General features: G+C 70.9%; 13 protein-coding genes. All 13 read left to right on the top strand.

Going from position 1 to position 12,130, the window contains the following annotated elements:
* Positions 1-9 precede the first annotated feature (9 nt).
* The 13 genes from AC51EU_RS00290 (at position 10) to AC51EU_RS00230 (ending at position 12,125) form a co-directional block, all read left to right on the top strand.
* A complete protein-coding gene (locus AC51EU_RS00290) occupies positions 10-432 on the top strand; it encodes a hypothetical protein (RefSeq protein WP_496264509.1) in 423 nt (140 codons plus the stop codon).
* A 98-nt stretch (positions 433-530) separates the two neighbouring features.
* Positions 531-1,502 (top strand): hypothetical protein, encoded by a 972-nt coding sequence (locus tag AC51EU_RS00285; protein WP_496264508.1) that lies wholly within the window; start codon positions 531-533, stop codon positions 1,500-1,502.
* 91 nt (positions 1,503-1,593) lie between these two features.
* The gene (locus AC51EU_RS00280; protein WP_496264507.1) at positions 1,594-1,866 is read left to right on the top strand and encodes a hypothetical protein; all 273 of its coding nucleotides are present in this window, start codon (positions 1,594-1,596) and stop codon (positions 1,864-1,866) included.
* A gap of 320 nt (positions 1,867-2,186) precedes the next feature.
* Positions 2,187-2,462: a hypothetical protein gene (locus AC51EU_RS00275; RefSeq protein WP_496264506.1), complete on the top strand. Its 276-nt coding sequence runs from the start codon at positions 2,187-2,189 to the stop codon at positions 2,460-2,462.
* 415 nt (positions 2,463-2,877) lie between these two features.
* On the top strand, positions 2,878-4,035 hold the full coding sequence (locus AC51EU_RS00270; protein WP_496264505.1) for a hypothetical protein: 1,158 nt from the start codon (positions 2,878-2,880) through the stop codon (positions 4,033-4,035).
* Between the two features lie 144 nt (positions 4,036-4,179).
* Positions 4,180-4,554: a DUF1360 domain-containing protein gene (locus tag AC51EU_RS00265; RefSeq protein WP_496264504.1), complete on the top strand. Its 375-nt coding sequence runs from the start codon at positions 4,180-4,182 to the stop codon at positions 4,552-4,554.
* Positions 4,555-4,569: 15 nt separating this feature from the next.
* Positions 4,570-6,444 carry a hypothetical protein gene (locus AC51EU_RS00260; RefSeq protein WP_496264503.1) on the top strand — a complete coding sequence of 625 codons (1,875 nt, stop codon included), beginning with the start codon at positions 4,570-4,572 and terminating at the stop codon, positions 6,442-6,444.
* Entirely contained in the window at positions 6,444-7,229 is a 786-nt protein-coding gene (locus tag AC51EU_RS00255; RefSeq protein WP_496264502.1) for a putative phage head morphogenesis protein, read from the top strand. The genes AC51EU_RS00260 and AC51EU_RS00255 overlap by 1 nt, the downstream gene beginning before the upstream one ends.
* Positions 7,230-7,239: 10 nt before the next feature.
* Positions 7,240-8,811 (top strand): hypothetical protein, encoded by a 1,572-nt coding sequence (locus AC51EU_RS00250; protein ID WP_496264501.1) that lies wholly within the window; start codon positions 7,240-7,242, stop codon positions 8,809-8,811.
* Between the two features lie 17 nt (positions 8,812-8,828).
* Positions 8,829-9,029 (top strand): hypothetical protein, encoded by a 201-nt coding sequence (locus AC51EU_RS00245; protein WP_496264500.1) that lies wholly within the window; start codon positions 8,829-8,831, stop codon positions 9,027-9,029.
* Between the two features lie 89 nt (positions 9,030-9,118).
* Positions 9,119-10,912: a major capsid protein gene (locus AC51EU_RS00240; RefSeq protein ID WP_496264499.1), complete on the top strand. Its 1,794-nt coding sequence runs from the start codon at positions 9,119-9,121 to the stop codon at positions 10,910-10,912.
* A 98-nt stretch (positions 10,913-11,010) separates the two neighbouring features.
* Positions 11,011-11,853, top strand: coding sequence for a hypothetical protein (locus tag AC51EU_RS00235; protein ID WP_496264498.1), 843 nt, complete (start codon positions 11,011-11,013; stop codon positions 11,851-11,853).
* Entirely contained in the window at positions 11,853-12,125 is a 273-nt protein-coding gene (locus AC51EU_RS00230) for a hypothetical protein (RefSeq protein WP_496264497.1), read from the top strand. Before AC51EU_RS00235 ends, AC51EU_RS00230 begins: the two co-directional genes overlap by 1 nt.
* The last annotated feature ends 5 nt before the right edge of the window (positions 12,126-12,130 follow it).

Raw genomic sequence — 12,130 nt, 5'->3', positions numbered from 1 at the left:
GGCACGACTATGAACTTCCTCGGCTCTATCACTCTGCCTGGCCTTGCCCTTGCTGCTGCCCTTGCTCTCCTCTTCGGGCTCCGCGGCTCCGACCGCATTAAGATCAATACGCGAGACAAGGCTGGAATCTGGGGCATCGTCACCGGCACCCTGTGGATTGCCGCAGGCGGGACCTGGGCCAACATTGCTACTGGCATAGGGGACATCCCCAAGTCCGTTATCGGGCAAGGTGGCTTCTGGGGCAACCCGCAGGCTGGTGGCACGGCCCTCATCCTGACGATCCTGATCTTCGTCCCGAAGTGGAAGCGGCTTGTATGGCCCGCCCTTCTGGGAATTGCCGCTGCGGTCATTTACGGGAGCGCGGGCGGCGTGTGGAGCATCTTCTCCAATGCGGTCCGTATGGGTATCGCAAAGCTCACGGGCGCCCTGTGATGCCCCTTCTGGAGATCTGCCGCGAATGCGCGGCCCCATTCCGGGGAATGCGGGTGATCGCTGGGTCGAGGGTTCTCCTCACCCCGGTTGTGCGGTACGTGGTGCGAGCACTTGTCGCGTTCGTCGACGGGCGCCCCGCTGGGGATGCCGGCGGGAAGAAGAAGGGGCCCCGGAAGAAGGGAGAGAAGGCCGCACCGGCCGATGACACCTCGAAGGCGCCGGAAGCACCGTCGCCGTCCGGTGGAGATCGGCTGGAGCGGCTCGGGATTCTTGCCCTCGCGTTGCTGGTCGGGTTCTCGGTCCTCGCTGCGGCGGCCCGCGCGGCCGCCGCAGCGCTGGCCCCGTATTCGGTGTACGTCCCGTACGCGCTGGCTGGGTTCGCCTCTGTATGGATTGTGGTCGCGTCGGCTGTGGCGCCACCGAAGCCCAAGAAGGTGAAGAAGGCGAAGAAGGGGCAGGTGGGGCGCCCCACCTCTCAAGTTGATCTTGAAAAAACGGCAGGGGAGACGCGCGACCCCGCGAACCCCGCCACCCAAAACGATCATGAAAAAAATGCGGGGGAGCAGCACAACTCAACAGACCCCGCCACCGCCCGCATCCAGGCCGCCGACATCTGGCTCACCCGCCACGTGATCACCGCCGTCCACGACGCCGTCCGTGCCGGCCGACGCGGCGTCCACCTCGCCACCATCCTGGCCAACACCCCCGGCCTCACCTGGGAAGCGGCCACCCTCCGAGCCCACCTCGACCGCCTCGGACTCCCCCACCGGCGCACCCTCAACATCCGCGGCGTCGGCAACACCGGGGGGATCCACGCCGACGACCTCCAGGAGGCCCTGGGAATGCCCCTGGAAGACGCTCTCCGCGCCCTCCCGGACACCCCCCTCTCTACCCTCTCCACCACCCCCGCCGAGAGGGCAGAGGAGGCCCCCGCCGAGGGGCCGGACGAGGGGCCTGTCGACACCCCCGCCGAGGCCCCCGCCAGCCCCCTCTCCAAGGGGGCCGTCAGGCCCGCGCTCGCCCGCTTCCTCCGCCCTTCCGCCGCCCGCTCCCCCGAGACCGCCCCGTAACCCCTACGGGCCCCATCTACCACCCCGGTAGATGGGGCCTGACCTGCGTATCTACCAGTTCATCAACCATCCATCTACCACCCCATCTACCGTGTCATCTACCACTCGCCCGACCGCCAGGACCCCCCCGATGCCGTACTGCTACCGGTGCCCCATCTGCGGCACCGAGTCCACCCCGTACGTGACCCGCCTCGCCGCCGAGCAGCACGGGGCCCGGCATCGGAAGCGCCGGCACTACGGCGACCGCCCCATTGGTGAGCGGATCGCCCGCGTCGCCTACCGGGGGCCGCAAGACGGCAATTGGGCCCCTATCGCGATCGTCGGCGCTCTGATCCTCATCGCCCTCATTGCCAAGATGCTCTGACCATCTCGGATCTGCCGATCAGGAGGACCACGCAATGCCCGAGACGCACAACTCCGTCGAATCCAGCAATGCCCAAGCGAACGGCGAGGCCCTTCGCGGGGCCTCGCCGTTCGCTGCTCCTGGGTATCCGGTACGCGCCCCTACCCTCGTCGCAGAAGGGAGTGTGCGGCATGGGGAAGAGCATGATACGCAGGGACGGGGCCCGCGCCCGAGAGCTAGAGATCGTCCGACTCAGAGTCCGGGGGCACTCATTCGACGAGATCGCGGAACTCGTCGGGTACCACGACAGATCAGGCGCGAAACGGGCGTGGGACCGCGTCATGGCCCGCGAACTCGCCGACCAGGCGCCGGACCGAGCCCGCGCCGCGCAGGAGGAGCTAACGCGTACGGACTGGATCATCGCCTCCATGGCGCCCCGAGTCGAACAAGGCGATTCGAGGGCCGCGCAGGTGGCCCTCAACGCGATTGAACGACGCTGCAAACTCCTGGGACTGGATGCGCCACTGCGCGTCAGCGTGGACGCCGAACAACTCGGATCCGAAATCATCGGGCTAATGGCCGACATCACGGAAAACTCCGATGGCAGCTCCTCCTGATTTCCGCCACATCACACGCCAGATCCACGACCTCGTCCACGCTGGCGACGTCCAAGCGCTTCGGCAAATCCGCGACCAGCTTAAGAATGAGGCGGACCGCCGCGCCGTCGGCCGGCGCGCGGAGCGGTATGCCTCCGATCCGGTCGGCTGGGTCGAAGGGCGCCTCGGCCAGGTGGTGTGGTCCCGGCAGGGGCAGGTGCTGGGGTCCGTACGGGACCATCGGCGGACCGCGGTACGGTCCGGGCACGGCGTCGGGAAGTCGTGGACGGCAGCCCTCGCCGCATGCTGGTGGCTCGACGTACACCCGCCCGGCACCGCATTCGTCGTCAGCACGGCGCCGACATTCGCACAGGTCCGCGCAATCCTTTGGCGGTACATCCGACGCCATCACAAGGCCGCCGGGCTGCCAGGCCGCGTGAACCAAACCGAGTGGCTGATCGGCGACGAGCTGGTCGGCTACGGCAGGAAGCCGGCCGACCAGGACGAGTCCGGGTTCCAAGGAATTCACGCTCGGTACGTCCTCGTCATCATCGACGAGGCATGCGGCGTCCCTGAGCAGCTCTGGGTCGCGGCGGACGCACTGACGACCGGACCGGATTGCCGGATCCTCGCGATCGGCAACCCGGACAACCCCGCGAGCCATTTCCGGAAGGTCTGCGCGCCGGGCTCCGGCTGGCACACCATGGGCATCAGCGCATTCGACTCGCCGAACCTGACCGGCGAGGAGGTGCCAGAGGAGATGGCCCTCGCTCTCGTCGGCCGACCGTGGGTGGAGGAGAAACGGAAGGAGTGGGGCGAGGACAACCCCCTCTACCGCAGCAAGGTCCTCGGAGAGTTCAGCGATGACGCCCCGACCCAGGTGGTCCGGGCCTCCGACGTGGCCGCGTGTCGTATCGCCCCCGACGAACCGCTGGAGAGCGACGTGCTCCTCCCCGTCGAGCTGGGCGTCGACGTCGGCGGGGGGTCGGACGAGACGGTCATCCGCGAACGCCGCGGCCGCCGCGCCGGCCGGGAGTGGCGTGCCCGTACGGACCGGCCGGAGCGGATCGCGCCGATGGTGCTGTCCGCGATCCGGGAGACCGGCGCAACGAGCGTGAAGGTCGACTCGATCGGCGTCGGCTTCGGCGTGATCGGCGAGCTGCGGAACGCTGCCCAGCGCGGCGAGCACGCGGCGGCGATCCGGGCCGTGAACGTTGCCTCCGCGGCGAGCCGGCCCGACCGGTACGTGAACCTACGCGCCGAACTCTGGTGGGAGATCGGCCGGGAGCTGTCCGCCGACGGCGGGTGGGACCTGTCCGCGATGGAGAACGCCGACGTCACCGTCGCTCAGCTCCTGGAGCCGCGGTGGGATCTCGACCCGCGGGGTCGGATCCGGGTGGAGAAGAAGGAAGAGGTGATCAAGCGGCTCGGCCGGTCGCCGGACAACGCCGATGCGCTCCTGCTCGCCTTCGCCCACGGACAGACCGCAGACGCGATCAGCTCCCCTGCGGGGGTGTCCCTCTCCCAGGTCGGGCACGCGCGGCCGGGAGGACTCGGCGCGATCAGCCTCGGACGTAGCGGACACCTGCGCTGACACAGGTCCGGACAGTGTCTGCGCTGGTCATCACGGTGTCCGGCGTCGCCGTCCGATCGCCCCGGCGTCCGCCCGGACATGCCCCCGGACACAGCCCGGACGGTGTCCGGGGAACCACGGCGTACACGCCCTTACCCTCCGAATGTGGCCACCCAGCAGATCATCATCGCGCTCCTCACCCTCGGCGCCATCGCCCGGACGACGCGCTTCATCGTCGACGACACCCTGTTCCAACCCGTCCGTACTGCCGTCGGGAAGCGCGGCGGCCGGCGATTCTTTGTATGGCTCGCCGACCTGATGGCGTGCTCCTGGTGCACGAGCATCTGGGTCTCGGCCGCCGCCGCGGTCGCCCACTGGCTGTGGCACGACACCATCGCCTTCCAGTACGTCGTCGCCGCGCTGACCGCGTCGTACGTCGTCTCCTTGGCCGCGTCGTGGCTGGACTCCCCGCCCCCGCCGCGGCACATCGTCCTGGACCCGCTCGCCGTCGACATGGCCGTCCGCGACCAGCGGCGCTGACGAGGAGGAGCAGCGATGGCATGGTGGAAGCTCCACAAGGCCCACAGACACGACGAGGCGGGCCGGCCGGTGCCCGGGGGCGCCGTCTTGGCCTCCGCCGCGCTCATCTCCAAGGACCAGGTCCGCACCGTCGTGGGGAAGCGCGAGGACTGGCAGGCCGAGGGATGGGACTTCTACCGCGCCGTACCCGAGCTACGGGCCGGAGTTACGTGGGCCGCGAACGGGTGCAGCCGCGCGCGCTTGTACGTGGGCAGGATCGACCCCGACGGCTCCAGCGATCCCATCCCTGTCGATTCCGACGGCGACGACGTCACACCGGAGCAGGTCGCGACGCTCCTCGCCCCGCTGGAAGAGCTGGCCGGCGGGCAGCTCGGGCAGTCCGAGATGTTGCGGCGCCTCTCCGTCCTCCTCGACGTGCCCGGAGAGTCGTACCTCCTCGGCTACGACGATCCCTCGACCGGCGCGCGCCGGTGGCTCGTGTGCTCCCCTTCGGAGATCACCAGCGTCTCGGGCGGCGGCACAATTCGCGTGCAACTCCCGGAGTCGGCGACCGCCCGCGTCGACCTGCCGCTGGAGACGTGCACGCTCCTGCGGCTGTGGCGGCCGGACGCCGAGATAGCCCACCGGGCGGACTCCCCGGTCCAGGCCCTCCGCGACCCGCTCCGCGAACTCCAGGGCCTGTCAGCTCATGTACTCGCGACGGTGGAGTCCCGACTCGCGGGCGCCGGCCTGATGCTGCTCTCCGACGACGTCGCCCCCGCGACACCGCAGCAGTCCGACGGGCCCAACCCACTGCACTCCAACCCGGTGGCCGCCGCGCTGCTGGAGTCGATGGCGACGCCGCTGAAGAACCGCGATAGTGCTGCCGCGATTGTCCCGCTGCTGCTCACCACGCCGGGCAGCCCGAAGGACAAACTGCTGTACGAGACCTTCGCAACCGATCTCGACGCGAACGTGCTCCCGCTGCGCGAGGCGGCGATCAAGCGGATCGGTACCGGCCTCGACATGCCGCCAGAGATCCTGACCGGTCTCGCGGAGACCAACCACTGGAACGCATGGCTCGCGGACGAGACCGGCATCAAAATCCACCTGGAGCCCAAGCTCGGCTTGATCGCAGAAGCGTTGACCGAACGGTATTTCCGGCCTGCCTGGGCGGCACTCGGCGTCCCCGACCCCGAGGCGTGGGCGTGCTGGTACGACACCAGTGAATTGCGACAGCGGCCGAACAGGGCGCCCGAGGCCGCCGAAGCGCACTCTCGCGGCGTGCTCTCGGATGCCGCGTATCTGCGGGAGTTGGGCTTCAGCTCCGAGGACATGCCAGACGACGAGGAGCAGCAGCGCCGTCTCCTGCTCCAGCTCGCCACCAGCCACACGCAGCTCGCGCCGGCAGCGCTGGAGGCGCTCGGCGTGCATCTCCCGGGCAGTGTCCGGACGGCGGTTGCGGACGCCGTCCGGACGCCGGTCACGGTGTCCCGGCCGCCCGCCGAGCCGGAGCTTCCGCGCAACTCGCCGCCAGCTCTGCCCGGTGTCACCGCGTCGGCCGCTGCGGAGGAGTGGCGGATCACCTGCCTCGACATGGCCGTCCGCCGAGCGCTGGAGCGGGCCGGGCAGTGGCTCCTCAACCGGGGCGGGAGGGCTCTCCGCGGCCAGATGCGCGACGTGCCACTGCACCGCATCCACGTTCACCTCGCCGCCGGTCAGGGCCAGCTCGACCAGATGCTCACCGATGCCTACCGGGAATTCCGCGCCGCGACTCCCGGCGAAACGTGCCTCCACCAGGCCGTCGACCGATACGTGAGGACTCTGCTCCTCGCGCGTGAGGAGCACCGTCGCGACTATCTCGCCCGTGTTCTCGCGCAGGCGGACGGGTGCGCCGAGGAGGCCGCCTGATGGCCGCCCGTGATCCGTGGTTGGCTGCGCGGATGCACGACCGCGCCCGTGTCGCCGAGGCGGAGCAGGCACTCGGCCCGGCCGTACGCGCCGCGGTGGGCGAGTTCCTCGCCGAGGTGCGCGCTGGGCTCGGCCTGGGCCGCGCGGTGACCGCCGCCGCGACGCCAGACGGCGGGGAGCCGGACTGGAGCGGGTACCCCGATGCCGGACTGTGGCGGCGCCTCGTACAGCAACACATCGTGCCAGTCTGGCGGCGGATCTGGTGGGGCGCCTACGGCAGGACCGCACCGCAGGCCCCGGCCGGGGCCGGAGAGCCGCGCGGGGATGATGAGGCCGAGGCGCTGGTGGAACGGCTGCGGGGATGGCCGGGGCGGGTGTGGGACCGAATGCGCCGTACGTGGCGCGACGGCCTCGCCCGCGGGGAGTCTCCGGCGCGACTACGCCAGCGAGTTGCTGAGCTGGCGACACTGGAGGGCTGGACCGGCGACGCCGCCGGCATGACCCGCACCGAGGTGATCGGCGCGCTCAACGCTGGCAGCCTCGGGGCCGCTCTGGACGACCAGGCCCGCACCCGGAGGCCCTGGGTGAAGGCGTGGCTGGCCACGCATGACGACCGGACACGCCCCACTCACCGGGCCGCCGACCGGCAGGAACGCCCGCTCGGTGAACCGTTCAGCGTGGGCGGGGACCGACTCCAGTTCCCCGGCGACCCCCGTGCCCGCGACTTCGGTCAGATCGCGAACTGCCGGTGCTCGATGACCTTGCGCCCGGCGCCCGACCAGTAGGAGAACTGCTGTGCTCATCCCCTGGACCTCAGCCCTCGTGGCCGCCGCGGAGTCCGCGGCGGTCGATATCGCTGACGACGGCACCTGGACCGGCACGATCGCGCTGGTCAACGAGTGGTCCGCCGACGGCCGGATGCTCCAGCTCGCCGAGGACGCGCCAGTCGATGTCCGGCCGCTTCCGCTGCCCGTGACCGTCCAGTACGTCACCGGCCGGGGGCACGACGGTGCCACCGTCGGGCTGATGACGCTGGACGAGGTGTCGCGGGACGGCTCGCGGCTGCTCGGCCGGGGCCGGATCGACACCGAGGACCCGCAAGGCGCGGCACTCGCCCGAAAGATCAAGAACGGGTTCTTCCGCTTCGTCAGCGCGGACATCGACCGGGCCGCCGGCCGAATGGTGTGCGTCGGCGAGGACGGCGACGGCGCGGAGGCCGGGGAGCTGTACACGCAGTGGCGCATCATGGGCGCGAGTCTCTTGGCTCACCCTGCGTTCCCCGAGGCGCAGATCGGCATGGCTGACCGGTCCGACGGCGCCCCGGCGGAGGCCGAGGAGGACGGCGATGCGGTGACGGCCGCCGCGTTCCGGTACGACGGCTGGGAGCCGCCCACCGAGTGGTTCCGGGCGCCCGACCTGGCCGACCTCCAGCCCGTCACGGTGGACGACGACGGCCGCGTCCGCGGCTACCTCGCCGCGTGGGGCGTCGCGCACCGCTCGTACCCCGGCCGCGCCGTCACGCCGCCGCGGTCGGCCTCCGGGTACGCGCTGTTCAACTCACGTCCGATCGCGACGTCCGAGGGGCTGGTGGACGTTGGCCTGATCACCATGGGCACTGGCCACGCCGCCCTTGGCCTCGATCGGCAGTCCGCCGCGGCACACTACGACCACACCGGCACCATGGCGGCCGTCGTGCGGGCCGGGGAGGACTCGCGCGGCATCTGGCTCGCGGGCGCCGTCCTGCCTGACCTCACGGACGAGCAGCGGCTCCGCCTCAGCCTGTCGCGGTTCTCCGGAGACTGGCGGCAGGAAGACGGCGGTCTCGAACTCGTCGCCGCCCTCGCGGTGAACACCGAAGGTTTCCCGGTACCGACCAGGAGGCGGACCGATCAGGGTGACTACGCGCTCGTCGCCGCCGGGGCACTCCCCGCTCCCGTCGAGGCGGTCAGCGCCCCGGGCATCGCCGAGCTGGTGGACGCCGTGCTCACTGAGCAGGACCGCCGGGCCCGCGCAACGGCTGCCGCGGACCGCGTCCGTACGGCCCGCGCGGCAATGGCCGCTCAGCGTCTGCGTGCGCCGCGGGTGACGCAGCTCGCCGCAACGGCGGACGCTGAGCTGGCGAACTGGGTGGAGAAGGCGGGTGGGTTGCCGAAGTACATCAAGCGGATCGCCAAGCACCTCCAGGAGAAGGGCATGACGGAGTCGCGTGCGATCGCGACGGCCGTCAACGCCACCAAGAAGATGTGCCGGACCGGCGACTTGAACTTCCCGGGCCGACAGAACGTGAACCCGGGATCGCGCGCCGAGGCGTGCGCGGCCGTTGCTGAGTGGGAAGCGAAGCGGGCCAAGTCGCGCGCCTCGTCCTGACGAGAAAGGGACCGATCATGGGATGCAACTGCGGCGGACGCTCGGGAGGGCGCGCCAGCATTATCAACAGCGGTATCCACAGCGTGTGGAGGCACACCGACCCCTACGGCGGTCAGGTGTCGTACGCCACCCAGAAGGGCGCCGAGATCGCCCTCCGGGCCCGCGGTGGACGAATCGAGGAGATCGACCCCCGAACCGGGAACGCGATCTCCAAGTAGACCACCGCGTACACGCCCTTACGATGTGATGACTCCGCTGGCTGGTGGGCCGGGAGCTGACGCCACGATCCCTGAAAGGGGCCGAAGCCGTGAGCTTCCTTGACGACGTCCTCGCCCAACTCAGCGAGGCCCCGGCCGACCAGCACGCGGATATCCTCCGCGAGACCATCGCCAGCGCCAGCGACCTCGACCCGTCCGCCGTCACCGCCGAGATCCTGAACCGCTTCGACGCCGCGACCGAAGGCGACGGGCCGACCGACGACAAGACCGTCACACTCCTGGAGCACTTGGCCACCGTCGCCGATGCGGTCACCGAGCACCAAGCGGCGATCGACGCCCGCGCCGAGCGGGCCTCCGCCGCCAGCGACCGCCTGCGCAGCCTCCAGGCCCCGGCCGCCGAGACGGATGCCGCGCCCGAGACGCAGCCCGACGCCCCGGCAGAGACCGCTGAGGCACCGGAGCCCACCACCGAGCCCACGACCGCGCCCGCCCCGGAGCCGGTTGCCGCCTCCGTCCGGCCGCGCGTCCCCCTCGGCCTGCACAGCACCACACCGCCCGCACCCGACGCGGACGGCCGCACGACCCACACCCTCGTCGCCGCCGCCGACGTGCCCGGCTTCGCCACCGGGCAGCAGCTCGGCGGCCTCGCGGACTTCGGCCGAGCGTGGGAGCAGCGGATGATGCCGCTCATCTCCTCCGGCGGCCGCGGCGGCGGCCGGCAGCGCGTCGGCGTCGCCCGCATCCAGCGGGACATCCCGCAGGAGTTCACCATCCGCGACGACCGCGAGGCCGACGAGGTCATCAAGCGCGCGACCGACGAGACCCAGCTCACCGGCGGCAGCCTCGTCGCGGCTGGCGGCTGGTGTGCCCCGTCGGAGACCCTGTACGACCTGTGTGACCTGCGGATCACGCAGGACGGCATGGTCAACCTCCCGACCGTCACCGCCAGGCGCGGCGGCGTGCGGTATCCCGCAGATTTCGACTGGGCCGCGATCTTCGGCGCCTGGGAATCCGCCGGATTCCACCAGACCGAGGCCGACGCCATCGCGGGCAAGGAGAAGCCCTGCCTGGAGGTCCCCTGCCCTGACGACATGATCGAGTGCCGTCTCGACGTCGACGGCGTGTGCCTGCGCACCCCGATCCTCACCGAGCGCGGCTGGCCCGAGAGGGTCGCGCAGTTCACCGAGGGCGTCCTCGCGATCCACGCGCACAAGCTCAACGCGTGGAAGATCGCGAAGATGGAGGCCATGTCGACGGCGGTCACCATGCCGGCCCCGGCCGCTCCGGACCCGAACGCGGCGATCGTCGACCCGCACGGCCCCGGCATGGTCGAGTCCGTACTCAGCATGCTGGAACTCCAGGTCTACTACCAGCGGTACCGGGAGCGGCTGTCGCCGACCGCGACGCTGGAGATGCTGGCGCCGATCTGGCTGAAGCCGATCCTGAAGTCGGATCTGCGGAAGAAGCAGGCGATCGAGCGGCGCTGGTCCGTGCCGGACGGCGACATCGACGCCTACCTCCGGTCGGTCGGCGTCAACCCGCAGTGGGTGTACGACTGGCAGGACGCCTACGCTGACCAGGACCCGGCCGGGTTCGGTGGCGAGGCGGTGCCGACGGTGTGGCCGGGCGAGGTCAAGGTGCTGCTCTACCGCGCGGGCAGCTTCTTCCAGCTCCAGGCCGACGTCATCAGCCTCGATGGCGTCTACGACCACGCCAGCCTTACCCAGAACATGTACACGTCATTGTTCACTGAGGAAGGCGTGCAGGTCTGCATGCGCTGCGGCGTCTCGTACGTCGTGACAATCCCGCTCTGCCCGAGCGGGCTGTCCGGCGGCCTCCAGACCACGAGCTGCGCCGCGCCTCCCGCGCCGCCCGCTGGCTGACCCCGTAGACCGGGCGGCTCGCCTGGCTCCGTGATGCACCCGCCGGGGCCTCCCCCGAGGCGAGCCGCCCTCCCCCTTCTTGAGAGCGCGGAGGCGCTATGACTACCCCACCCCCTCCTGCCCGCGGGGCGCGGACGGAGGTCGATCCGCCCGCTGTCGAGCCGTACTCCTACGGCCTGCTGGCGGCTGCGCAGGTTGTGACCGGTGATGGCCGGTGGCAGGCCGGCGGCGTCGAGTACCCGACTTCTGCGTGCGCTCAGGGCGGGTACGTCCTCGGCGCGTGCCCTGTCCCCGGCGAGGACGGTGCGACCAGCCACGACAAGCCTGTGACGGGCGCCCCGGAGTGGGTGGACGGCTCGGCGCCGTTCACGGTGTACTCCCGTGTCGACTGCTCCTCTGTCGGGTTCACCGCGGCGTCCGCGACGGCGCTGGCCCGGCTGCGGTACGTGGAGCAGCGCGAGGTCGAGCGGTTCTTCTCCGCGCAGGTCCTCGGCGCGAGCGACCCGCGACTGCCGGTCGGCTCGGAGCCCGTTCCGCTGCTGGTGGCGCTCGGCGCGCTGGAGCAGGATGCCGCTCTGCGCTATGCCGGGCAGCCGGTGCTGCATGCGCCGCGGTGGGCTCAGCCGTGGTGGACGCGGGATCGGCTCGTCTCCCAGCAGGGGCCGGTGCTCCGTACGGAGCTGGAGTCGGCTGTCGTGTTCGGGGGCGGGTACTACGACGTGCCGTCGGCTCCGGCCGATCCGGCCCCGGCGGGCGGGCAGTTCTGGCTGTACGCCACGGGCTCCGTACGGGCGATCCGGTCGGAACCGTTCGTCCACGAGACGTTCACCCCAGCCACCAACCAGCGTCTCGCCATCGCCGAGCGCACCTACGCGCTGGATCACGACTGCTACGTGGCCGCCGCGCTGGTGTCCCTGAACGGCGCCGGGGGTGCCGCTTGATGACGACTTTCTACCCCGAGGCAGACGAGACGCTGCCCGCCCTCGTGCGGCGCGTCCTGCCCGGTCTGACCCCCGAGGTGAGGGCTCGGGTGCAGGTGGTGACGGGTGGTGAGCGTGCTGGGCTGGTGGTCCCCGAGCACGCCACCCCCGTCGCCGAAACGCCGACCGCTGTCGCCCCGTCCGCGAGCGATCCGCCGGCCAGCGAGCCGAACCCCGCCGAACCGCCGACCGCCCGCCGCTCGCGGCGCCGCGCCACCCCGAAGGAGAACTGATGGCC

The sequence above is a fragment of the Candidatus Streptomyces philanthi genome (genome assembly GCF_059553635.1).
Note: the sequence above shows the minus strand (reverse complement) of the source record. Positions and strands in the feature narration are given on the sequence as shown.